The 23,180-nt window shown below is 72.8% G+C and carries 20 protein-coding genes; 6 read left to right on the top strand and 14 right to left on the bottom strand.

What is annotated here, in order from left to right; genetic code table 11:
- Positions 1 to 251: 251 nt before the first annotated feature.
- Both QF030_RS13525 and QF030_RS13520 read left to right on the top strand, forming a co-directional pair.
- On the top strand, positions 252 to 1,031 hold the full coding sequence (locus QF030_RS13525; protein WP_307167560.1) for a peptidoglycan recognition protein family protein: 780 nt from the start codon (positions 252 to 254) through the stop codon (positions 1,029 to 1,031).
- A gap of 186 nt (positions 1,032 to 1,217) precedes the next feature.
- Positions 1,218 to 1,442, top strand: coding sequence for a hypothetical protein (locus QF030_RS13520; protein WP_307167559.1), 225 nt, complete (start codon positions 1,218 to 1,220; stop codon positions 1,440 to 1,442).
- A gap of 13 nt (positions 1,443 to 1,455) precedes the next feature.
- On the opposite strand, the gene QF030_RS13515 is transcribed toward QF030_RS13520, so the two are convergent.
- The 7 genes from QF030_RS13515 to QF030_RS13485 form a co-directional block, all read right to left on the bottom strand.
- Positions 1,456 to 1,977, bottom strand: a complete 522-nt coding sequence (locus QF030_RS13515; protein ID WP_307167558.1) for a DUF4240 domain-containing protein — start codon at positions 1,975 to 1,977, stop codon at positions 1,456 to 1,458.
- Between the two features lie 67 nt (positions 1,978 to 2,044).
- Positions 2,045 to 3,178, bottom strand: coding sequence for a helix-turn-helix transcriptional regulator (locus QF030_RS13510; protein ID WP_307162912.1), 1,134 nt, complete (start codon positions 3,176 to 3,178; stop codon positions 2,045 to 2,047).
- 171 nt (positions 3,179 to 3,349) lie between these two features.
- Positions 3,350 to 6,055, bottom strand: coding sequence for a pyruvate dehydrogenase (acetyl-transferring), homodimeric type (aceE, locus tag QF030_RS13505; RefSeq protein ID WP_307162911.1), 2,706 nt, complete (start codon positions 6,053 to 6,055; stop codon positions 3,350 to 3,352).
- A gap of 307 nt (positions 6,056 to 6,362) precedes the next feature.
- On the bottom strand, positions 6,363 to 6,986 hold the full coding sequence (locus QF030_RS13500; RefSeq protein ID WP_307162910.1) for a GntR family transcriptional regulator: 624 nt from the start codon (positions 6,984 to 6,986) through the stop codon (positions 6,363 to 6,365).
- A gap of 257 nt (positions 6,987 to 7,243) precedes the next feature.
- Positions 7,244 to 9,064, bottom strand: a complete 1,821-nt coding sequence (sucB, locus tag QF030_RS13495; protein ID WP_307162909.1) for a 2-oxoglutarate dehydrogenase, E2 component, dihydrolipoamide succinyltransferase — start codon at positions 9,062 to 9,064, stop codon at positions 7,244 to 7,246.
- Between the two features lie 67 nt (positions 9,065 to 9,131).
- Positions 9,132 to 10,520 (bottom strand): dihydrolipoyl dehydrogenase, encoded by a 1,389-nt coding sequence (gene lpdA / locus QF030_RS13490; protein WP_307162908.1) that lies wholly within the window; start codon positions 10,518 to 10,520, stop codon positions 9,132 to 9,134.
- 301 nt (positions 10,521 to 10,821) lie between these two features.
- Positions 10,822 to 12,348: a leucyl aminopeptidase gene (locus QF030_RS13485; protein WP_307162907.1), complete on the bottom strand. Its 1,527-nt coding sequence runs from the start codon at positions 12,346 to 12,348 to the stop codon at positions 10,822 to 10,824.
- Positions 12,349 to 12,692: 344 nt separating this feature from the next.
- On the opposite strand from QF030_RS13485, the gene QF030_RS13480 reads away from it, so the two are divergent.
- On the top strand, positions 12,693 to 13,544 hold the full coding sequence (locus QF030_RS13480; RefSeq protein WP_307162906.1) for an endo alpha-1,4 polygalactosaminidase: 852 nt from the start codon (positions 12,693 to 12,695) through the stop codon (positions 13,542 to 13,544).
- Here the strand turns inward: QF030_RS13480 and QF030_RS13475 are convergent.
- Positions 13,519 to 14,364 (bottom strand): adenosylcobinamide-GDP ribazoletransferase, encoded by an 846-nt coding sequence (locus tag QF030_RS13475; RefSeq protein ID WP_307162905.1) that lies wholly within the window; start codon positions 14,362 to 14,364, stop codon positions 13,519 to 13,521. The genes QF030_RS13480 and QF030_RS13475 overlap by 26 nt on opposite strands.
- 67 nt (positions 14,365 to 14,431) lie before the next feature.
- Here QF030_RS13475 and QF030_RS13470 point away from each other — a divergent pair, with 67 nt between their 5' ends.
- The gene (locus QF030_RS13470; RefSeq protein ID WP_307162904.1) at positions 14,432 to 15,211 is read left to right on the top strand and encodes a hypothetical protein; all 780 of its coding nucleotides are present in this window, start codon (positions 14,432 to 14,434) and stop codon (positions 15,209 to 15,211) included.
- Here the strand turns inward: QF030_RS13470 and QF030_RS13465 are convergent.
- The 3 genes from QF030_RS13465 to cobT form a co-directional block, all read right to left on the bottom strand.
- Complete coding sequence (locus QF030_RS13465; RefSeq protein WP_307162903.1) at positions 15,175 to 16,005, bottom strand: hypothetical protein; 831 nt, start codon at positions 16,003 to 16,005, stop codon at positions 15,175 to 15,177. The two genes, QF030_RS13470 and QF030_RS13465, sit on opposite strands and share 37 nt — an antisense overlap.
- Positions 16,002 to 17,738: a phosphatidylglycerol lysyltransferase domain-containing protein gene (locus QF030_RS13460; RefSeq protein WP_307162902.1), complete on the bottom strand. Its 1,737-nt coding sequence runs from the start codon at positions 17,736 to 17,738 to the stop codon at positions 16,002 to 16,004. The genes QF030_RS13465 and QF030_RS13460 overlap by 4 nt, the downstream gene beginning before the upstream one ends.
- Positions 17,739 to 17,810: 72 nt before the next feature.
- Positions 17,811 to 19,016, bottom strand: a complete 1,206-nt coding sequence (gene cobT / locus QF030_RS13455) for a nicotinate-nucleotide--dimethylbenzimidazole phosphoribosyltransferase (protein ID WP_307162901.1) — start codon at positions 19,014 to 19,016, stop codon at positions 17,811 to 17,813.
- 161 nt (positions 19,017 to 19,177) lie between these two features.
- Between cobT and QF030_RS13450 the strand changes: the two genes are divergently transcribed.
- A complete protein-coding gene (locus tag QF030_RS13450; protein ID WP_307162900.1) occupies positions 19,178 to 20,086 on the top strand; it encodes a class I SAM-dependent methyltransferase in 909 nt (302 codons plus the stop codon).
- Between the two features lie 4 nt (positions 20,087 to 20,090).
- On the opposite strand, the gene QF030_RS13445 is transcribed toward QF030_RS13450, so the two are convergent.
- A complete protein-coding gene (locus QF030_RS13445; RefSeq protein WP_307162899.1) occupies positions 20,091 to 21,314 on the bottom strand; it encodes a bifunctional adenosylcobinamide kinase/adenosylcobinamide-phosphate guanylyltransferase in 1,224 nt (407 codons plus the stop codon).
- A gap of 114 nt (positions 21,315 to 21,428) precedes the next feature.
- Here QF030_RS13445 and QF030_RS13440 point away from each other — a divergent pair, with 114 nt between their 5' ends.
- Positions 21,429 to 21,641 carry a hypothetical protein gene (locus QF030_RS13440; RefSeq protein ID WP_307162898.1) on the top strand — a complete coding sequence of 71 codons (213 nt, stop codon included), beginning with the start codon at positions 21,429 to 21,431 and terminating at the stop codon, positions 21,639 to 21,641.
- Positions 21,642 to 21,716: 75 nt separating this feature from the next.
- Here the strand turns inward: QF030_RS13440 and QF030_RS13435 are convergent, their stop codons facing one another.
- Together QF030_RS13435 and QF030_RS13430 are read right to left on the bottom strand one after the other, a co-directional pair.
- Complete coding sequence (locus QF030_RS13435; RefSeq protein ID WP_307167557.1) at positions 21,717 to 22,427, bottom strand: class I SAM-dependent methyltransferase; 711 nt, start codon at positions 22,425 to 22,427, stop codon at positions 21,717 to 21,719.
- 83 nt (positions 22,428 to 22,510) lie between these two features.
- Complete coding sequence (locus QF030_RS13430) at positions 22,511 to 23,107, bottom strand: DUF3043 domain-containing protein (protein WP_307162897.1); 597 nt, start codon at positions 23,105 to 23,107, stop codon at positions 22,511 to 22,513.
- Positions 23,108 to 23,180 lie beyond the last annotated feature (73 nt).

Below are 23,180 nucleotides of genomic sequence, written 5' to 3'. Positions count from 1 at the left end.
TACGTGCGGGAAGGGCCCAGTGATCAGCTACCCGTCGATCACGCGCGCGTGAACGTCGGAACCGGCCACGCGTGCGTGTACCCCGGGAAACGTCGTGGACCGGGACGATGGTTCCACCAGGTGGCAGAGCACACATCGCGGACGGACCGGAACAGTCCGACAGTGGGTTCATGTGTGCCCTCCGACCGGCCGCCCGCGGCGCCCGGGGAACGCGAGCACGGCGCCCGGCGCGGATACCGGGCCCGCTCCTCGTGTTCCTCGGCTGCCTGCCCGGTCTCGCCGCCGTGGCCGCCCTGGGGCTGTGCGCGGGCGGCGTCGACCACGCGGCCACGGCCGCGTCGGGCGCCCGCCCGCCCGCGGCCCGTCCCGCCGGCGTCCACCGGGCGGCCCGGCCGCCCGTGGTGCCCCGCGCCGCCTGGCTGGACGACCTGGCCCGGCACGCGCAGCCGCCCCCGCGCTACGACGACAAGGTCGTCGCCGTCTTCGTGCACCACACCGACTCGCCCAACGGCTACGCCTGCGCCGACGCGCCCCGCATCATCCGCTACCTGTACGCGGGGCAGATCGGCGCCCGGGACTGGGACGACATCGGCTACAACTTCCTCGTCGACCGCTGCGGCACGATCTACGAGGGCCGCGCGGGCGGTGTCGACCGGCCCGTCACGGGCGCCCACACGCAGGGCTTCAACCACCGCACGGCCGGTATCGCCGCACTCGGCACGTTCACCGCCGGCGTGCCGGTGCCGCAGGCGATGGTCGACGCGATCGCCGCCCTGACCGCCTGGAAGCTCGGGCTGTCCGACGTCGACCCGCGCGCGGACGTCCGGCTCACCTCCAGCAACAGCCGCAGCCGGTACGCGGCCGGCACCACCGCCACCCTCCCGGCGCTGGCCGGCCACCAGGACGGCTACATGACCAGCTGCCCCGGCGCCGCCCTCACCGCGCGGCTGCCGGAGATCCGTGAGACGGCGGCCCGGCTCCAGGGCAGAACCGCCGCCCAGGCCGCCGGAAGTCTCACAGGAACGCCTTAGGCGGCGTTCAGGGTTCTCCCATTTCCGCGTCCTACGGTCATGCACAACACAAGCCGACCGGAGGCGGGGATCATGAACAGCAGTCGTAACCGGTCCACGGGGAAGACGGGAACCACCGTCGACACGGGGAACACCGGAAGCACACGGAACACCGGAAGCACCGGAAGCGCCGGGGCCGGCCGCGACGTGGTCGACGCGGACAGCACGGAGCGCGACCCGGCCTGGGCGAAGGCGGCTCGCAGCCCCTGGACCGTGCTCTGCGCCGTCGCCGCCGTCGTCCTGGGCCCGGCCGCGGTCACCGCCTCCGCCCTGGAGCAGGCCAACAGGGCGCCGATGCACCACGCGGTGCGGGTCGATCAGTCGCAGGCGTACATCCCTACGGACAGCACCCGCCGCAAGCTCGCGGTGTGACCGCCGACGCGGGTCACTCCTTGAAGCGCTGCCACAGCCGGGGATACCGCTCGGCCAGCGCCGCCTCGTTCTCGAAGGCCACCGGCGTGCCCTCCGGTTCGGCGGGCGCGGGCGGGATGCCCAGGTCCGGGGCGACGGTCCCGGTGAGCTGCTCGTAGGCCTCGTCGGCCGCGTAGCCGAGTTCCTCGCCGTCCCCGTCGATCTCCTCGTCGAAGTCGTCCAGCAGATCGGCGAGCGAGTCCGGGTCGCCGTGCAGGGCGCCCTCGAACACCTCGCGGCCCTGTCCGATCAGCCAGCACCGGAAGAAGTCGAAGGCGTCGTCGCTGGCCCCGTCCAGCAGCAGCCAGGCCGCGCCCCAGAGGTCCCAGCGGTAGGCGCGGTTGTAGCGGGACTCGAAGTGCCGGGCGAAGTCGAGCACGGAGTCGGGGTCCAGCCGGACCAGCCGCTCCACGAGCAGGTCGGCCTGCTCCTCGGGATCGCCCTCGGCGGCCTCGCGCGTGGCGTCCACCAGCTCCCAGAACTCCGTCTCGTCCATCACGCGTCCAGCATCGTGCCTCGCAGTGCGCCACGCACCCGGAGTACCGGGGATTCCAGCAGGATCCTCACCCTTCCCGACGCCCGTAGAGCTCCGTCAGCCGTACCGCATCCGCGGCGAACCGGTCCCGCAGCGTGGCCGGCGACAGCACCTCGGCCTCCGGCCCCAGCGCCGCGAGCTGCGTGTGCGCCACCTCCTCCGACTCGACCCCCAGGGTGACGGTCACCCAGCCCGGCCCGTCCGGCTCCGGGACACCCGCCAGCGCGTCCCGGGCGGCCACCGGATCCACGGCGTACGGCAGATTGCGCACCCCCGTCTCCGAGAGCCGCAGGACCACCTCGGCCCGCAGGATCGACCGCGCGAACCGCTCGGCCTGCCCGTCCCAGAACGCGGGCAGATCGAAGTCCTCGTCCCTGCTGAAACGGTCCTCCAGGACCTCGGCCCCGACGAACCGATCGATGCGATAGGTCCGGAACGTCCCCGCCCCCGACCCCGCCTCTGTGTCCGACCCCGGCCCCGATCCCGCGCCTGACCGCGCCCCCGGCTCTGTGCCCGGCTCCGACCCCGCGCCTGACCGCGCCCCCGCCCACGCCTCTTTCCCCTCTGTCCCCTCTGTCCGGGACCCCGGCCCCGTCCCGCCGACCCGGGCGCACAGGTACCAGACGCCTGCCTTGAGCACGAGCCCGTACGGCTCCAGCTCCCGGACCACGTCGCCCTCCCCGCGCCGGTAGCGGGCGCTCAGGCGCCGGTCGTCCCACACCGCGTCCGCGATCACCGGGAGCAGAGCGGGAGCCACGGGCTCCCGGAACCAGGCGGGCGCGTCCAGGTGGAAGCGCTGCGCCGCCGTACGCGGGGCGTCCCGCAGGGAGGGCAGCAGAGCCGCCGACACCTTCAGCCGCGCGGCCGACGCGACGTCCTCGAGACCCATCTCCCGCAGCGCCCCCGGCACGCCGCTCAGGAACAGCGCCTCCGCCTCACCGCGCCCCAGCCCCGTCAGCCGCGTCCGATAGCCCCCGACGAGCCGGTAGCCCCCCGCCCGCCCCCGCTCCGCGTACACCGGCACGCCCGCCTCGGACAGCGCCTGCGCGTCCCGCGTGACGGTCCGCTCCGACACCTCCAGCTCCCGGGCCAGCTCGGACGCGGTCATGCTGGGCCGGGACTGGAGAAGGAGCACCATCTTGATGAGGCGGGCAGCGCGCATGCGTTCATCTTGCCGGGTCGCCGACCGCGGGCCGGATGGGCCCGGTGCGCCACCGGCTCCGACCGGCTCCCACCGGCTCGCGGCCGCGCCACGGCCGGACGACGGTGGGACGGCGAAGGGGCCCGGCGGACGCAAGCCGCCGGGCCCCTTCAACGACCGGGAACCCCGGGCCTACAGCCCGTAACGCTCGCGCGCTTCCTTCACCGCCGTCGCCTTCACCTCGCCGCGGCGGGCGAGCTGGGCCAAGGCCGCGACGACGATCGACTCGGCGTCGACGCCGAAGTGGCGACGGGCCGCCTCGCGGGTGTCGGAGAGGCCGAAGCCGTCCGCGCCCAGCGAGGACCAGTCCTGGTCGACCCACTGTGCGATCTGGTCCGGGACCTGACGCATGTAGTCGGAGACCGCGAGGACCGGACCCTCGGCGCCCTGGAGGGCCCGACGGACGTACGGCAGGCGCTCCTCGCCGCGCAGCAGGGCCGCGTCGGCCTCCAGCGCGTCGCGGCGCAGTTCGGTCCAGGAGGTCGCGGACCACACGTCGGAGGCCACACCCCACTCCTCGGCGAGCAGTCGCTGCGCCTTCAGGACCCAGTGGATCGCCGTGCCGGAGCCCAGCAGCTGGATGCGCGGGGCGTTGGCCGCCGCCACGTCCACGCCGGCCGACTCCGCGGTGTTGAAGCGGTACAGGCCCTTGAGGATGCCCTCGTCCACACCGGGCGCGGACGGCTTGGCCGGCTGCGGCATCGGCTCGTTGTAGACCGTCAGGTAGTAGAAGACGTTCGGGTCCTCGCCCGGGGCGGCCTCGCCGTACATCCGGCGCAGACCGTCCTTGACGATCGTCGCGATCTCGTAGGCGAACGCCGGGTCGTAGCTGAGGGCGGCCGGGTTGGTCGCGGCGATGACCGGGGAATGGCCGTCGGCATGCTGGAGGCCCTCGCCCGTCAGGGTCGTCCGGCCGGCCGTGGCGCCGACGAGGAAGCCGCGGCCCAGCTGGTCGCCGAGCTGCCACATCTGGTCGGCCGTGCGCTGCCAGCCGAACATCGAGTAGAAGATGTAGAACGGGATCATCGCCTCACCGTGCGTGGAGTACGCGGTGGACGCGGCGATGAAGTCGGCCATCGAACCGGCCTCGGTGATCCCCTCGTTGAGGATCTGGCCGTTCTTGGCCTCCTTGTAGTACATCAGCTGGTCGCGGTCGACCGGCTCGTACGTCTGGCCCTTGGGGGAGTAGATCCCGAGCGACGGGAAGAGCGACTCCATGCCGAAGGTGCGCGCCTCGTCGGGGACGATCGGCACCCAGCGCTTGCCGGTCTCCTTGTCGCGGACCAGGTCCTTGACCAGCCGGACGAAGGCCATGGTGGTGGCGATGTTCTGCGAGCCGGAACCCTTGTCGAAGGAGGCGAACGCCTTCTCCGCCGGGGCCGGCAGCGGGGCGAGCGCGTGCGTGCGGCGGGCCGGGGCCGGGCCGCCGAGGGCCGCGCGGCGCTCCTGGAGGTAGCGGACCTCGGGGGAGTCGGCGCCCGGGTGACCGTAGGGCACGACGCCGTCGACGAACTGGCTGTCCGAGATCGGCAGCTCCAGCAGGTCGCGCATCGTCTTGAACTCGTCCACCGAGAGCTTCTTCATCTGGTGGTTGGCGTTCTTCGACGCGAAGCCCTCGCCGAGGGTGTGGCCCTTGACCGTCTGGGCCAGGATGACCGTCGGGGCGCCCTTGAACTCCACGGCCGCCTTGTAGGCCGCGAACACCTTGCGCGCCTCGTGACCACCACGGGACAGGTGGAAACACTCGAGGATCTTGTCGTCGCTCAGCAGCTTCGCCAGCTCGGCGAGCGCCGGGTCCTTGCCGAAGAAGTCCTCGCGGATGTAGGCGGCGCCGCGCGTCTGGTACGTCTGCACCTGGGCGTCCGGTACCTCGCGCAGCCGGCGGACCAGCGCGCCCGTGGTGTCGAGCTGGAACAGCTCGTCCCAGGCGGAGCCCCACAGCGACTTGACGACGTTCCAGCCCGCGCCGCGGAACTGGGCCTCCAGCTCCTGCACGATCTTGAAGTTCGCGCGGACCGGGCCGTCCAGGCGCTGCAGGTTGCAGTTGATGACGAAGGTCAGGTTGTCCAGACCCTCGCGGGAGGCCAGCGCGAGTGCCGCCGTCGACTCCGGCTCGTCCATCTCGCCGTCGCCCAGGAAGGCCCAGACGTGGGACTGGGAGACATCCTTGATGCCGCGGGCGGTGAGGTAGCGGTTGAATCGCGCCTGGTAGATGGCGGAGAGCGGGCCGAGACCCATCGACACCGTCGGGAACTCCCACAGCCAGGGCAGGCGGCGCGGGTGCGGGTACGACGGGAGGCCGTTGCCGCCCGCCTCCTGGCGGAAGTTGTCGAGGTGCTGCTCGGTCAGCCGGCCGTCGAGGAAGGCGCGGGCGTAGATGCCGGGGGAGGCGTGGCCCTGGATGTAGAGCTGGTCGCCCGAGCCGTCGGCCTCCTTGCCCTTGAAGAAGTGGTTGAAGCCGGTCTCGTAGAGCCAGGCCGCGGAGGCGAAGGTGGCGATGTGGCCGCCGACGCCGTGTTTCGCGCCCCGGGTCACCATCGCGGCCGCGTTCCAGCGGTTCCACGCGGTGATCTTCCGTTCCATCTCCTCGTCACCGGGCGCGGACGGCTCGGCGGCGGTGGGGATGGTGTTGACGTAGTCCGTCTCCAGCAGCTTGGGCAGCGCGATGCCGTTGCCCTCGGCACGCTCCAGCGTGCGGCGCATCAGATACGCGGCACGGTGCGGCCCGGCCGCCTTGGCGACCGCGTCCAGGGAGGCCTGCCATTCGGCGGTCTCCTCCGGGTCCCGGTCGGGGAGCTGGTCGAGCGCGCTCGGCTGGATGGCCTGGGGGTCGGTCATGTCGCCGCCTTCCTCAGTCGAAGGGGGTTCCCTGTGAGGGTGTTTCCGGGGGTGCCCTTGGTCTTTGGCAGGACAGGGCGTGGGCTCGGTGCGGCGCCATGGGTGGCTCCGTCCGCGGCCCGTCGGCGACAATAACCCCCTGATCGATGATCGATCAAAGGGTTGAAGGGCAAAACCTCTCGATTACGAGAAAGTAGGCACGGGGTGCCTTTCGGGCAGGCACCCCGTGCCGCGTCGATGGAGGGTTTTCGCAGGTCGGAGCCCACGTATGAGCACGGGTACGCTCCACTGGAACGCGAGCGCCGCGCTAGGCCCGGGGGGCGCATCCGAGAACGTGCGCCTTCACCAGCTCGGCGATCCTCGGATCCCGCCGCCGGAACGCCTGGACGAGCTCCTCGTGCTCCTCCGCGTACGACTGCTGCACGGTCCCCAGCCAGCGGATCGACAGCGCCGTGAACACCTCGATGCCGAGGCCCTCCCAGGTGTGCAGCAGTACCGAGTTCCCGGCCGCCCGGACCAGCTCCCGGTGGAAGCCCACGGTGTGCCGCACCTGGGCCGTGCCGTCCGCGTCGCGGTCCGCCTCGTACAGTGCGGCGACATGCGGTTCGAGGGCCGAGCAGTCCTCCGCGAGGCGCAGCGCGGCCAGCTCCGCCGCGATCGCCTCCAGGCCGGCCCGCACGGGGTAACTCTCCTCCAGGTCCGCGGCCGTGAGGTTGCGCACCCGCACGCCCTTGTTCGGCGCGGATTCGATCAACCGCAGCGACTCCAGCTCGCGCAGCGCCTCCCGCACCGGTGTCTGGCTGACCTCCAGCTCGGTCGCGATCCGGCGCTCCACGATCCGCTCGCCCGGCTTCCAGCGCCCGCTGACGATCCCCTCCACGATGTGCTCGCGGATCTGTTCGCGCAGCGAGTGGACGACGGGCGCGGTCATGAGGGCTCCTTTGAGGAGGGGCCGCACGGGCCCCCGGGGGCGTTTGACGTTTAGACAATACGGCCGGGGGCCCGCGGAGGAGAGGCGCACGGGGGCGCTTTCAAGCAGGTGAGACGAGACTTACACGCCCACACCGGGGCTCGCCTGTAAAGACCGGTACAGGACAGACCCCGCTCACGGCCGCGCCGGGATCAGACAGGCGGATGCCCCCGCCCGGAGAGTCCGGACGGGGGCATCCACTGTCGAGCCCTGGGAGATCAGAGGCCGAGTTCGACCTCGAACTCGCCGGCCTCCAGGATCGCCTTGACCGCGGTCAGGTAACGGGCCGCGTCGGCGCCGTCGACCAGCCGGTGGTCGTAGGACAGGGTCAGGTACGTCATGTCGCGGACGCCGATGACCGTGCCCTCCTCCGTCTCGATGACGGCCGGACGCTTGACCGTGGCACCGATGCCGAGGATCGCGACCTGGTTCGGCGGCACGATGATCGTGTCGAACAGCGCGCCGCGCGAGCCGGTGTTGCTGATGGTGAAGGTCGCGCCGGACAGCTCGTCCGGGGTGATCTTGTTCGCGCGGACCTTGCCCGCCAGGTCGGCCGTGGCCTTGGCGATGCCGGCGATGTTCAGGTCGCCCGCGTGCTTGATGACCGGGGTCATCAGGCCCTTCTCGGAGTCCACCGCGATACCGATGTGCTCGGTGTCGAAGTAGGTGATGGTGCCCTCGTCCACGTTGATCCGGGCGTTGACGGCCGGGTGGGCCTTCAGCGCCTGGGCCGCGGCCTTCACGAAGAACGGCATCGGGGAGAGCTTGACGCCCTCGCGGGCCGCGAAGGAGTCCTTCGCCTGCGCGCGGAGCTTCATCAGCCGGGTGATGTCGACCTCGACGACCGAGGACAGCTGCGCCTGCTCGTGCAGCGCCTTGACCATGTTGTCGCCGATGACCTTGCGGATGCGGGGCATCTTGACGGTCTGGCCGCGCAGCGGGGAGGCCTCCAGCTGCGGGGCCTTCTTCGCGGCGCTCGGTGCGGCAGCGGCCGGAGCCGGAGCCGCGGCGGCGGCCTTCGCGGCCTCGGCGGCGGCGAGGACGTCCTGCTTGCGGATACGACCGCCGACGCCGGTGCCCTTGACGGCGGCCAGGTCGACGCCGTTCTCGGCGGCGAGCTTGCGCACCAGCGGGGTCACGTAGGCGCCGTCGTCACCCGCGGGAGCGGCGGGCGCGGGGGCGGCCGGAGCCGGGGCGACCGGCGCGGGGGCCGGGGCAGCCGGAGCCGGGGCGGCGGCGACCGGAGCGGGAGCCGGAGCCGGGGCGGCGGGCGCCGGAGCCGGGGCGGCGGGCGCCGGAGCCGGGGCGGCGGGCGCCGGGGCAGCGGCGGCGGGCGCCGGGGCAGCGGGCTCCGGCGCCGGAGCGGCGGGGGCGGGAGCCGGAGCGGCGGGGGCCGGGGCGGCGGCCGGAGCCGCGCCCGGGGCGCCGATGACGGCGAGCTTGGCGCCGACCTCGGCCGTCTCGTCCTCGCCGACCGTGATCTCGAGCAGCACACCGGAGACGGGCGCCGGGATCTCGGTGTCGACCTTGTCGGTCGAGACCTCGAGCAGCGGCTCGTCCTCCGTGACCTCCTCGCCGACCTGCTTCAGCCAGCGGGTGACGGTGCCCTCGGTGACGGACTCGCCGAGCGCGGGCAGGACGACGTCCGTGCCCTCGGCGGAGCCGCCGCCGGCGGCGGCCTCGGCGGTGGGAGCCGGGGCCGGGGCGGCCTGCTCGGTGGACGGGGCGGCCTGGGCCGGCTCGGGAGCGGGCTCGGCGACCGGCTCGGCGGCCGGAGCCGGAGCGGCGGCAGGAGCGCCGGTGCCGTCGTCGATGACGGCCAGCTCGGCACCGACCTCGACCGTCTCGTCCTCGGCGACCTTGATGGAGGCCAGGATGCCGGCGGCGGGGGAGGGGATCTCGGTGTCGACCTTGTCGGTCGAGACCTCGAGCAGGGGCTCGTCGGCCTCGACGCGCTCACCCTCGGCCTTCAGCCAGCGGGTGACAGTGCCCTCGGTGACGCTCTCGCCGAGCGCCGGAAGGGTTACGGAAACCGCCATGGTTTCGGTTGCTCCTTACGAATTGCGGAAGTCTGTGTCGTCGCGGAGTCGCTCGGTCGACCGAGGGTCAGTCGTGCGAGTGCAGCGGCTTGCCCGCCAGGGCCAGGTGGGCCTCGCCGAGCGCCTCGTTCTGCGTCGGGTGGGCGTGGATGAGCTGCGCGACCTCGGCGGGCAGCGCCTCCCAGTTGTAGATCAGCTGGGCTTCGCCGACCTGCTCGCCCATGCGGTCGCCGACCATGTGGACGCCGACCACGGCACCGTCCTTCACCTGGACGAGCTTGATCTCGCCCGCGGTGTTGAGGATCTTGCTCTTGCCGTTGCCCGCGAGGTTGTACTTCAGAGCGACGACCTTGTCCGCGCCGTAGATCTCCTTGGCCTTGGCCTCGGTGATGCCCACGGAGGCGACCTCGGGGTGGCAGTACGTCACCCGCGGGACACCGTCGTAGTCGATCGGAACGACCTTCTGACCGGCCAGACGCTCCGCGACCAGCATGCCCTCGGCGAAGCCGACGTGCGCGAGCTGGAGGGTCGGGACCAGGTCGCCGACGGCGGAGATGGTCGGGACGTTGGTGCGCATGTACTCGTCGACCAGGACGTAACCGCGGTCCATCGCGACGCCCTGCTCCTCGTAACCGAGACCGGCGGAGACGGGCCCGCGGCCCACCGCGACCAGCAGGACCTCGGCCTGGAACTCCTTGCCGTCGGCCAGCGTGACCTTGACGCCGTCGGCGGTGTACTCCGCCTTGGAGAAGAAGGTGCCCAGGTTGAACTTGATGCCGCGCTTGCGGAACGCGCGCTCAAGAAGCTTGGAGGAGTTCTCGTCCTCGAGAGGAGCGAGGTGCTTGAGGCCCTCGATGATCGTGACGTCGGAGCCGAAGGACTTCCACGCCGAGGCGAACTCGACGCCGATCACGCCACCGCCGAGGATGATCGCCGACTTCGGCACGCGGTCCAGGACGAGGGCGTGGTCCGAGGAGATGATCCGGTCGCCGTCGATCTCCAGGCCCGGCAGCGACTTCGGCACGGAGCCGGTCGCGAGCAGCACGTGGCGGCCCTGGACACGCTGTCCGCCCACGTCGACGGAGGTCGGGGAGGACAGACGGCCCTCACCCTCGATGTACGTCACCTTGCGCGAGGCGATCAGCCCCTGAAGGCCCTTGTACAGGCCGGAGACGACACCGTCCTTGTACTTGTGGACGGCGGGGACGTCGATGCCCTCGAAGGTGGCCTTGACGCCGAACTGCTCGCTCTCGCGGGCCTGGTCGGCGATCTCGCCGGCGTGCAGCAGGGCCTTGGTGGGGATGCAACCCCGGTGCAGGCAGGTGCCGCCGACCTTGTCCTTCTCGATCAGGGCGACGTCCAGGCCCAGCTGCGCCCCGCGCAGGGCCGCGGCGTAACCGCCACTACCACCGCCGAGGATCACTAGGTCGAAAACGGTGCTGGCGTCGTTCGCCACGTCACGTCCTCCATGCATGTGCGCCGTGCGCCGGTCGTCGCTGACCGCCGGCGGCTGGTGTCCGGCCGCTCTTTCTACGGCCCTGTGGTGGGGGCCCTGTCCTGCCGAGGCCCATCTTCGCACTTGCGGGAGAGGAACGAGACGCGGGGCCGGGGTGTGAGACACCCCACGCTCACATGTGACGAGGGAAACCGCTCCCCCCAGGGCGCGGGGAACTGCGCGACCAGCCACGTCCGGCCCGCACCCGTCACCTGACGGACGGGCCCGAGTGATCAGGCGCACAGTCCCCCTCCCGGAGGGACTAGCCCAGGTCGCCGGAGGCGGTCAGCTCGGCCAGCCGGACGAGGGTCCGCACCGCCGTGCCCGTACCGCCCTTGGGGGTGTATCCGAAGGGACCGCCTTCGTTGAACGCCGGCCCGGCGATGTCCAGGTGCGCCCAGGTGATCCCCTCGCCCACGAACTCGCGCAGGAAGAGACCGGCCACCAGCCCGCCGCCCATCCGCTCACCCATGTTGGCGATGTCCGCGACGGCCGAGTCCATGCCCTTGCGCAGGTGCTCCGGCAGCGGCATCGGCCACGCCGGCTCACCGACCTCCTCGGCGGCCTCGTGCAGCGCGGAGCGGAACGCGTCGTCGTTCGCCATGATGCCGAAGGTCCGGCTGCCCAGCGCCAGCATCATCGCGCCGGTGAGGGTGGCGACGTCGACGATCGCGTCCGGCTTCTCCGCGGAGGCCGCCCACAGCGCGTCCGCGAGGACCAGCCGGCCCTCGGCGTCCGTGTTGAGGACCTCGACGGTCTTGCCGCTGTACATGCGCAGCACGTCGCCCGGGCGGGTGGCGGAGCCCGACGGCATGTTCTCGGCCAGCGCCAGCCACCCGGTGACGTTCACCTCGAGCCCGAGCCGCGCGGCGGCGACGACCGCGGCGAAGACCGCCGCCGCACCGCTCATGTCGCACTTCATCGTCTCGTTGTGCCCGGCCGGCTTCAGCGAGATGCCGCCCGAGTCGTAGGTGATGCCCTTGCCGACGAAGGCGAGGCTCTTCTTGGCCTTGGACGAGGTGTACGACAGCTTCACCAGGCGCGGGGCCGCGGCCGAGCCGTTGCCGACACCCAGGATGCCGCCGTAGCCGCCCTTGGCGAGCGCCTTCTCGTCGAGCACCTGCACCTTGATGCCGTGTTCCTTGGCCGCGGCCTGCGCGATGCCGGCGAACGTCTCCGGGTCGAGGTCGTTCGGGGGCATGTTGATCAGGTCGCGGGCGCGGTTGAGCTCCTCGCCGACGGCGGCGGCACGCAGCAGCGCGGCCTTGTGGGCGGCGTCGCGCGGCTTCCCGCCGAGCAGGGTGGCCTCGGCGAGGGGCGCCTTGCCGTTCTTGGTCTTGGCGTCGTCGCCGCCCCGCTTGTAGACGTCGAAGGAGTACGCGCCGAGCAGCACGCCCTCGCCGATCGCGCCGATGTCGGCGGCGTCGGTCACCGGCAGCAGGAAGGCCGCCTTCTTGGCGCCGGTCAGGGTGCGGGCGGCCGTGCCGGCCGCCTTGCGCAGCGCCTCGGGGTCGAAGCCGGCGTCCTTCTCGGGCTCCTGGCCGAGCCCCACCGCGAGCACGAGCGGTGCCTTGAATCCGGCCGGGGCGGGCAGCTTGGTCGCCTCGCCCTCGGCCCCGGAGGCGCCGAGGGTTTCCAGGATGCCGGCGAGCTTGCCGTCGTAGGCCTTGTCGACGGCTTCGGCGCCTGGGGCAACGATCGGGCCTTTCGTGCCCTTGGCGACACCGATCACGATCGCGTCGGCCCGGAGGCCGGGCGCCGCGGCGGTGCTGAGAGTGAGAGCAGTCACGGTGGTGAAATCTCGCTTCCGATGTGGAGTTGCGGTGGCCGGAATGTGTGGGTCGACCGGGCCCGACAGCCGACCCTAGATCGGGGTCGTGGGTGCGGTCGTATCCGGGGGTGTGCCTCACCGGCGCGGCGGACCGGCGTGACGGATCCCGGACTGAGCGTACGCGTGCGTGCGCGGTCGCCCACGCACGCGCGTGTTCACCTGTCGGTGGCGTCGTAGCCACCGCACGATCCTCGCATTCCACGGACCGGATCACACCCTTCGGGTCGCAGTGGGGAGAAGGCGCGCGGGTGACATGGGCGATCATCGGCGGGTACGTCGCCCAACGATCTGGAGCCCACCCGGTGAGACGCCCGACCCTGTTGCTGCCCCTGCTCGCCCTGCTATTGGCGGGCTGCGCCTTCGCGCCGGACGGCGGACAGGACGACCGGCCGGACGACGAGGCGGGCGCCGGGACCGCGGACGGCGGGATCTGGCGGCCGGCCCCCGGCACCGACTGGCAGTGGCAGCTGAGCGGCCGCCTGGACACCGGCGTCGACGTGCCGGTCTACGACATCGACGGCTTCGACCACACCGCGGCCACGGTCGCGGGTCTGCACCGAGACGGTCGCAAGGTCATCTGCTACCTCTCCACCGGCGCCTGGGAGGACTGGCGCCCGGACGCGGCGGAGTTCCCGAAGTCGGTGATCGGCAAGCGCAACGGCTGGGAGGGCGAACGCTGGCTCGACATCCGCGCGTTGGACGTCCTGGAGCCCCTGATGGCGGCCCGCCTCGACATGTGCCGCGCGAAGGGCTTCGACGCGGTCGAGCCGGACAACATGGACGGCTACAAGAACCCCACGGGCTTCCCGGTGCGGGCCGCCGACCAGCTCCGCTACAACCGCCTCATCGCCGAACTCGCCCACGACCGGGGCATGTCGGTCGGACTGAAGAACGACCTCGACCAGATCCCCGAACTCGTCGACGACTTCGACTTCGCGGTCAACGAACAGTGCGCCCAGTACGACGAGTGCGCGGACCTGACCCCCTTCATCGAGGCGGGCAAGGCCGTCTTCCACGTCGAGTACGAACTCTCCACGAGCGCGTTCTGCGCGGACTCCCGCAAACTGGGCCTGAGTTCGCTGCTGAAGAAGTACGAGCTGGGGGCGTGGCGGGAGGCATGTCAGCCGTCTAGCGGCCCAGGCAGAACACCATGAGCGCGGTGGTCGCCGCCGTCTCCGCCAGGCCGCCGAACACATCCCCGGTGACCCCGCCGAAGCGCCGCGCGCAGTGCCGCAGCAGCAGTTCGGCGGCGGCGAGGGCGGCGAGGACCGCGAGCGCCGGCCGGACGGCGTCGTACGGCTCGGACAGGACGCCGGGCTCGACGTGCCCGACCAGGACGACGACCCCGCCCTCGTACGGCCCGCACCACGCTCCCAGGGCCGCCGCCGCCAGCGTCACGGCGACGGCGGTGAGCACCGCGCCCCGCACCGGGACCACGCCGGCGACCGCCGCGCCCAGCCCCTCCGGCCGCGCGGCCGGCACCCCGGCGCGGGCCGCCAGGGTCAGCGCGAGCCGGGCGGCGGCCGCCGAGACGAGGGCTGCCACCGCGCCCAGCGCCCACGAGGTGTCGTAGAGCTGCGTCAGCGCGGCCACCTGGGCGAGCAGCACGAGGACGATCGTGAGCACGCCGAACGGGCCGATGTCGGACTGCTTCATGATCCGCAGCGCGTCCTCGGCGGGCTTGCCGCTGCCGAGTCCGTCCGCGGTGTCGGCCAGTCCGTCCAGGTGCAGACCGCGGGTGAGGACGGCGGGCACGGCGGCGGAGGCGACCGCGGCGAGCAGCGGGCTCGCGCCCAGGTACAGCAGCAGCAGGCCGACCCCGGCCGCGCAGCCGCCGACGACCAGCCCGACCACGGGGGCGCCCAGCATGCCCCCGCGCGCGGCCTCCCGGTCCCAGCGGGTCACCCGGACCGGGAGGACGGTGAGGGTGCCGAAGGCGAAGCGGAGGCCGTCGAAGGGCGAGGTCGTGGACACGGCGGCAGACTAGCCCGGTCGCCCCGCCCGTGAGGCAGCCCGCCCCCCGTCCCCGGAGACTGGTGACATGGTCGAGTGGGTGCAGCGCAACATCGTCGAACCGGGCAAGGTCCCGCTGCTCCTCGCCCTGACCGCGTTCGTCCTCACCTTCCTGATCACCCGGGTCATCACGCGACTCATCCGGGCGGGCAAGGGCCCCTTCGGCAACATCAGCTCCGGCGGGGTGCACATCCACCACGTGGTCCCCGGCATCGTCCTGACCGTGGCGGGCGGCTTTGGCGCGGTGGCGAGCGGCCGGCACGGCTTCGGGGCGGGGGCCTTCGCCGTGGTCTTCGGCATCGGCACGGGCCTGGTCCTCGACGAGTTCGCGCTGATCCTGCATCTCGACGACGTGTACTGGACGGAGGCCGGCCGCAAGAGTGTGGAGGCCGTGGTCCTGACGGCGGCGCTGGGCGGACTGCTGCTGGTGGGCTTCTCGCCGTTCGGGGTCAACGACATGAGCCAGGACGAGCTCCAGGACCGGGGCGGTGTCATCTCGACCGTCGTGCTCAACTTCCTGTTCTCCCTGGCCGTGCTGAGCAAGGGCAAGGCCAAGATGGCCGTGTTCAGCGTCTTCATCCCGTTCCTCGGGCTGCTGGGCCTGGTCCGGGTGGCCCGGCCCGGCTCGCCGTGGGCCCGCCGGCTCTACCGGCGGCGCCCGCGCGCGCGGGCGAAGGCGGTGCTGCGGGCCTACCGCCACGACCGCCGCTGGGCGGGGCCGCGCCGGATGGTGGGGGACTGGCTGGGCGGGAAGACGACCGCGGAGCTCGCTCAGTCCGAGGAGCGCAACCGAGAAACCCGGTCCTGACCGGGCGCGTGCGCCGTACGGCGGCTGCGGGGCTTGGTGGCCGGTCGCGCCCCGTGGCGTGGCCGCGGACCGGCGACGCCCCGGGTCCCCCGGCGGGACCGCGCACCCGTACCGCCCCGCAGGCCCCGGGCCGACCGCCCGGGCCCGCGGCGCCCGCGGGTCTCCGCCACCGCGCACAGCACCAGCACCGCCGCGATCGCCGCCAGATGCTCCTTGCCCGCCAGGTTGTCCTTCAGCAGGACCTCCACCACCATCGAGACGATCACCGCCCCCGCCGTCGCGTACGCGCGGTAGCGCCAGCCCAGGAACACCGCGAGGCCGACCACGGCCGCCGACGGGCCGGTGTCCACGATCCGGGCGTCGGCGGCGGGCAGGCCGAGCGGGCCGCCGGGGCCCAGCGCGATGCCCACGCGCGCGTACAGGGTGCCCGCGAGCGTGGCGGCATAGGCGATGACGAGGGTCCGCCACCAGCCCAGGCAGAGCTCGGCGATCCCGAACACCAGCAGGATCTGGGCGAGGGCGCCCCAGACCGGCAGGTCCAGCGCGGGGACGAACAGGGACAGCGGGGTGCGCAGCAGGGCGAGCCCGAGCGGGTCCTCGGCCCGTACCGCGCCGAGGGCCTGGACCGGCCCGTAGCCCCACGACCGGTTCTGCACGACCTGGGTCACCGACGTCAGGCACACCGCTCCGAGGGTCATCGGCAGCGCCCGCCACCGCCGCCGCACCCAGGGGACGCGTACGGCCTCGTACAGCGGCCCCCATTCGGGGCGGGCCCGGCGGGCGACCGCGTTCACCGGTGAGTTTCCAGGTGGCCCCGGCGCAGCCACTTCGGCAGCCCCGGCGGCTCCAGGAACCCCTCGGCCCGCGCCGAGGCGAGACCGATGCGGGGCAGGTCCGCGCTCTTCTCGAAGAGCAGGAAGCGGGGCTCCCAGATGGGCCGGTACTTGGCGTTGGCGCGGTACAGCGACTCGATCTGCCACCAGCGGGAGAAGAAACGGAGCAGCGACCGCCACCACCTCAGCACCGGACCGGCGCCGAGCCGCGCGCCCCTTTCGAAGACCGAGCGGAACACGGCGAAGTTCAGCGAGATCTGCGTGATCGGGGCCGCCCGGTCGTCCCGCTCCTCCCGGGCGTGCCGGAGCAGTTCGATGACCATGAACTCCATCAGCCCGTTGTCGCAGTCGCGGTCGCGCCGCATCAGGTCGAGGGACAGCCCGTGCGGTCCCCAGGGCACGAAGGAGAGCAGGGCCCGCAGCTCACCCCGGGAGTCGGCGCACTCCAGCATCACGCAGCGCCCGTCCTCCGGGTCCCCGAGCCGCCCCAGCGCCATGCTGAACCCGCGTTCGCAGGCCCCGTCCCGCCAGTCGTCGGCGCGCCGGAGCAGGAACGCCATCTCGTCGGCCGGGATGTCCTCGTGCCGCCGTACCCGCACCGTGTACCCGGCCCGCCGGACCCGGTTGCAGGCCTGCCGTACGGTCCGCATGGCCCGCCCCTCCAGGGTGAACTCGGCGACCTCGACCAGGGCCTCGTCCCCGAGCTCCAGCGCGTCCAGTCCGTGCCGGGCGTACACGGTCCCGGCCTCCTCACTGGCGCCCATCACCGCCGGGATCCATCCGTGCGCCCGCGCCTCGGCGAGCCACGGCCCGATCGCGCCCGGCCAGGCCTCCGGATCCCCGAGCGGGTCCCCGGACGCCAGCGACACCCCGCCGACGACGCGGTAGGCGACGGCCGCCTTCCCGGTCGGCGACCAGCACACGCTCTTCTCCCGCCGCAGCGCGAAGTAACCGAGCGAGTCCCGCTCGCCGTACCGGTCGAGGAGCTCCCGCAGTCGCTTCTCGTCGTCCTCGGTGAGCGGGTCGACGGCCCGCCGGGAGCGGAAGGCGGCGTACAGGACGGCGAGGACGAACACCGTGCTCAGTACGTTGACGGCGACGTCGACCCAGGTGGGCGGGGCGATCCCGGGGACGCGGTATTCGTCGGCGGCCACGGAGACCAGCCGCAGCGCGCCGTAGCGCCAGCGTTCGAGGAAGGTGGAGGGGGCGGAGGCCCGGTTGGTGACCGTCACCAGCAGCGCGGCCAGCAGCGAGGCGCCCAGCAGCCCGCCGGCGCCGACGGCCGCGGCGAGCCTCGGATTGGACCGGTCGCCCTTGGCGTAGAACTCCCGCCGCCCGGCGAGCAGCGCCGCGACGAAGGCGGCGGTCAGCGCGAGCGAGACCCAGTTCTGCGGGTGCCGCCGGATCTCCGGGAACGCCATGGCCAGCGTGAACAGCCCCAGGAACGCCCCGCTCAGGCCGAGGTTCAGGATCCACGCGGCCCGCTTGCGCCGCCGCATCGTGACGGCCAGGAACGCGGTGAAGACCCCGGAGGCGAAGCCGGCCGTCAGCAGATACGGCGTGAAGAGGTTCTCCTGGTTGTGCCGCCGGACGTCCTGCCCCAGGGAGATCCACACCGCACTGAGGAAGTTGACGAACGCGACGGCACGCAGGTACCAGACGGCGAAGGCGGCGGCGCCCCGGGTGTTGCCCATGAGCGGTGATCATATGGGTGCACTTCCGGGAATCCGCTCTTTTGGAGCCGCCTGTCCCTTTAAGCCGCTTCGCTACTCCGTTTCCTGCTTCTTCTCCTGCTGCCCGGCGGACACCTCGGAAGCTGCGGACACCTCGGAAGTCGCGGACACCCCGGAAGCCTCCGAGGTCTCGGGAGTCCCGGAAGCGTCGGATCCCTCGACCGCCTCGACCGCCTCGACCGCCTCGGCCTCTTCCGGCTTCTCGGGGAGTTCCGCCGCCAGGGCGGCGGCGGCCTGCACCAGCGGGAGCGCGAGCAGGGCTCCGGCGCCCTCCCCGACCTTCACGCCCTGGTCGAGGAGCGGCTCCAGGGCCATCCGGTCGAGTGCCTTCGCCTGTCCCGGTTCACCGCTCTTGTGCGCGGCCAGCCACCAGTCCGGCGCCCGGAACGCGACCCGCTGTCCGACGAGCGCGCAGGCGGCCGCCACCACGCCGTCCAGCACGACGGGCAACTTCCGTACGGCGCACTGGAGCAGAAAGCCCGTCATGGCGGCGAGGTCGGCGCCGCCCACCGTCGCCAGCAGCTGCAACTGCTCCCCGAGCACCGGCCGCGCCCGCCTGAGCGCGTCCCGGACCGCCGCGCACTTGCGCATCCACGCCAGGTCGTCGATCGCCTCGCCGCCCCGCCCGGTCACCACGGACGCGTCGGTTCCGCACAGCGCGGCCACCAGGGCGCCCGCGGCCGTCGTCCCGCCGACACTGATGTCGCCGAGCACGACCAGGTCGGTTCCGGAGTCGGCCTCCTCGTCCGCGACGGCCACGCCCGCCCGGAAGGCCGCCTCGGCCTCCTCCAGCGTCAGCGCGTCCTCGATGTCGATACGGCCGCTGCCGCGCCGCACCCGGTGCCGTACGACGTCCTCGGGGAACAGGTCCGGATCGCAGTCCAGCGCCATGTCCACGACGCGCACGGGTACGCCGAGACGGCGGGCGAGCACGGAGACCGGACGGCCGCCCTCGATGACCTCGCGCACCAACTCCGAGGCGCTGCCCGCCGGTCGGGCGGAGACGCCGAGCTCGGCGATGCCGTGGTCGCCGGCGAAGAGCACCACCCGCGGCCGCTCGACCGGCCGCACGGGAGCCGAGCCCTGTGCCGCCGCCAGCCACTCACCCAGGTCGTCCAGCCGCCCCAGCGATCCGGGCGGCACGATCTGACGTCCCCGGCGCGCCTCCGCGTCGCGACGCACCCCACCGTCGGGGCGCTCGATCAGATCGGTGAAGTCGTCGAGATTAAGCGAGCTCATTCGCCGAACAGTACCGGCACCGATCGAACGGATCCGCGCCACATCGCCACCACACCCGCGTGACGTCATTGCACCCAAGATCGGTATCCCATACGTTCCGTTTTGACGCTAATTGTCGTTCGTCTCGTCGTTCGTTCCCGATGTCATCCCCGGAGCCGCTCATGCCCCCCAGGCCCGTCCACGAGCCGCGCCGAGACGACTGCCCCTGGTGCGGCTCGAAGCGCCTGCGCACCCGCCTGCGCGCACCGGACCTGCGCCACCGCAGGCCGGGCACCTTCGTCGTCGACGAGTGCCGGGACTGCGCGCACGCCTTCCAGAACCCCCGCCTGACCGCCGCCGGTCTGGCGCTGTACGGCACCGAGGGAGAGGAACGACCGGACCCCGGGCACCTCAGGGCGACCGCCCGGGCGATGCTGCCCTTCCCCGAGCCGGAGAGCTGGCTGGACGTGGGCACGGGGGACGCGGCCTTCCCGGCGGTGGCGAGGGAACTGTTCACCTACACCGCGTTCGACGGGGTGGATCCGACCCCGAGGGTGGAGCGGGCGAGAGCGGTGGGCCGGCTCGACGAGGCCCACCTGGGCCGATTGACGGCCCCGGAGGTCCTGTCCCGGCTGCGCGGCCGTTACGACGTGGTCAGCATGCTCCACCACCTGGAACACACCCGGGACCCGAGGCGGGAACTGGCGGCGGCGCTGACGGCCCTGCGGCCGGGCGGCCACCTCCTCGTGCAGCTCCCGGACCCCTCCAGCGCGTCCGCGGCCGTCCTGGGCAAGTGGTGGCGCTCCTACGACCAGCCCCGCCACCTGCACCTGATCCCGCTGGCCAACCTCCGGGCCGAGCTCGAGGCCCGGGGCTGCGAGATCGTCGCGACGGACCGCCGGACGCCGCACGCCCCGCGCGACCTGGCGACGGCGGCCTCGCTCTACCTGAACAGGACCCGGCTGCGCCGGACGGCCGGACCGCTGACCGCCCTGGCCGCCGTACTCGACCACCTGCTCGCCCCGGCCCTGCGCCGGACACGCTTCTCGAACGCGTACCAGGTCATCGCGCGCAGGAACCGAACCGACTGAACGGTCAGCCGCCGGCCGCCGGTCCCCGCAGCACCAGCGCCTGGCCGGCCACCACCAGGACCACCTCCTCGCACTCGGCGGCCACGGCCGCGTTCAGCCGCCCCAGCTCGTCCCGGTACCGCCGGCCCGACGCCGTGGCCGGCACGATCCCCGAACCCACCTCGTTGGAGACCAGGACGACGGTCCGCCGGGCCGAGCGCACCGCCTCCGCCAGTTCCGCCACCCGCGCGCGCAGCGCCCGTTCGCCGCCGTCCGCCCACTGCGCGTCGTCCCACGCCCCGACGGAGTCCATGACGTCCGTCAGCCATAGCGACAGACAGTCGATCAGCAGCGGGGCGCCGTCCTGCGCCAGCGGCGGCACGAGGTCGCAGGTCTCCGCGGTCCGCCACGACCCCGGCCGCCGGTCGCGGTGCGCGGCGACCCGGGACGCCCACTCGGTGTCGCCGCCGCGGGTCCCGCCCGTGGCGACGTACAGCACGTCCGGGAAGGGCTCCAGCCGCCGCTCGGCCTCCACCGACTTCCCCGACCGGGCGCCGCCCAGCACCAGCGTCCGCCGTGACACGTCCGGCACGTCCTCGTACACCCCCACCACCAGAGTCGACCCGTCCGGCACCGCCCGCGCCCCGGCCGCCGCGAGCCGCCGCCGCAACTCCGCGCCCGGCGGCACGCCATGGTCCAGGTGGACGGCGACCACGTCGGTCGTCGGGCCCACCGCGCCCACCGCCCGCAGCTTCGCCAGTGCGTCCGGGCGTCCCACCAGATCCATCAGGACCATGTCGTACCGCTCGGCGGATCCCGTCCCCTCCTCCAGGCCGGCCGGCGCGCCCCCGGGCGGCAGGTACAGCAGCCGCTGCCCGGCCGGGCCGGTCACCGCGTACCCGGTGCCGGGCGCGTCCATCGCCACCGCCCGCACCCGATGCCCCGTCACCAGCGTCGACTCCCGCCCGTCCGGCACCCGGCCGGGCTGCGGCAGCCCGGCCGGCACCTCCACCGGGGGGCCGTCGTGCGGGTGCGTCAGCATCACCTGCCGCACCCCGCCCAGCGAATGTCCGGCCCGCGCGGCCGCGAACGCCGCACCCGGCGTCAGATCGAGCAACAGGGCCCCGTCCACGAGCAGCGCGGTCGCCGCCCGCGCGTCGGCCCCGAGCGAGGTCGCGCACACGGCGCAGGAGCAGTCGGGGCGGGGCAGGCCCGCGGGGGCGCCGGTACCGAGCAGAGTGACTTCCACGGAGCTGATTTTCGCGTGTCCGACCAGGTCTTGCGCACCAGACTAGGCTGCACAGCAGAAGCCGGACCAAGATCCGGCTTCTGCTCTGCACGTGGTCACAGCTGGGAGGCGTACATGGCGGCATGGACGTGGCGGTTCGAGAAGGCCGACGGGACGGAGGTCCAACCAGCGGTAGAGCCCGAGGAGTTCACCACGCAGGGGGACGCCGAGTCCTGGATCGGGGAAGTGTGGAAGGACCTCCTCGAAGGCGGCGCGGACCAGGTACGGCTCTTCGAGGACTCCACCGAGATCTACGGCCCGATGAGCCTCCACGCGAACGAGGCGTAGCCCTCCGTCGGGGTGGTCGCCGCACGGCCACCCCGGCCACCGCTCACCCGGACGAGTGAAGAACGCCGGTCCGGCTCAGCCGCGCACCCCGCACAGATGCAGCAGCGCCGCCACCTGCCGGTAGGGGTCGGTCCGCCCGGCCCGCTCCTCGGCGGACAGCAGACTCTCCCGCTGCTGCGGGTCCTGCGGGATCTCCGCCCCGTCCGCCGCCGTGTCCGTGAAGACCCGCACGCCGTACCAGGCCTGGAGCGGCGCCCCGATCCCGGCCAGCGCGTCGGTCAGCACCGCCAGCCGGTCCGCCCGTACGTCGAGCCCCAGCCGGTTGCGGTAGGTGACGGTGTCGAAGGCGTCGAGCGCGCCCGTCCAGTCGCCGGACAGGCCCGGCCGCATGGCCAGGGCGTCCGCGTTGCGCACGAGCAGCGACAGCAGCCCGCCCGGGGCCAGCATCCGCCCGAGCCCGGCGAGGAGCGCGTCCGGCTCCTCGACGTACATCAGCACGCCGTGGCACAGCACCACGTCGAAACTGCCGGGCAGAAAGTGCACCCCGGTGTCCCGGCCGTCGCCCTCGATGATCCGCATCCGCTCCCGGATGCCCTCGGGCTCGCCGCACAGCGCCTCCCGGGCCGCGGCGATCATCGTCGCGTCCCGCTCGAGCCCGGTCACCTGGTGCCCGAGCCGGGCCAGCCGCAGCGCCTGCGTGCCCTGGCCCATGCCCACGTCGAGCACCCGCAGCCGCTGCCCGACCGGGTAGCGCCCCGTTATCTGCTCGTCGAGCTGCCGGGCCACCAGCTCCTGTCGTACGACGTCACGCAGCCCGCCCAGCCTGTTCAACCAGGCCGCGGCCGCCCCCCCGGAGAAAGCCGCAGTGCTCAGGGCCGCGCTCCGCGCTTGATCTGCGGCTTGGGCAGCCGGAGCCGACGCATCTGCAGGGACCGCATCAGCGCGTAGGCCACCGCGCCCCGCCGGTTCTGGTCGGGGAAGCGCTCGGCGAGCTGCTTGCGCAGCCGGAAGCTCGTGACGAACGAGTCCAGCACGATCAGCACGATCACGACCAGCCACAGCAGCAGCGCGATGGTCTGCAGCGAGCCCACCCGCACCATGCTGAGCACCAGGATGACCACGGCCATCGGCAGGAAGAACTCCGCCACGTTGAACCGGGAGTCGATGAACTCGCGCGCGAACTTGCGGACCGGGCCCTTGTCGCGGACCGGCAGATAACGCTCGTCACCGCCGGCCAGCGCCTGGCGCTGCCTGTCCATCTGGGCGCGGCGCTCGTCGCGCTGACGCTTGGAGGCCTCCTTGCGGGACATGGAGGTGTTGGCGACACTGCGGCGCTGGGACTGGGCCTCACTGCGCTTGGGCGTGGGCCTGCCCTTCTTGGCCTGCGGGTCACGGGGCTGCATGGAGTCGGTCACCACGGCCTTGTCGGCGGGGGCCTTCTCTTCCTTGGCACGGCTACGGAACACAAAACCCAAGGGTAAGCGCTCGCGGGCATGGACCCCAGCCCGAAGGGGAACGATCCGGCAACACCAGTCGTCT

This window comes from Streptomyces rishiriensis, assembly GCF_030815485.1.
Classification (GTDB): Bacteria; Actinomycetota; Actinomycetes; order Streptomycetales; family Streptomycetaceae; genus Streptomyces; species Streptomyces rishiriensis_A.
This window is presented reverse-complemented; position numbering and strand designations above follow the sequence as displayed.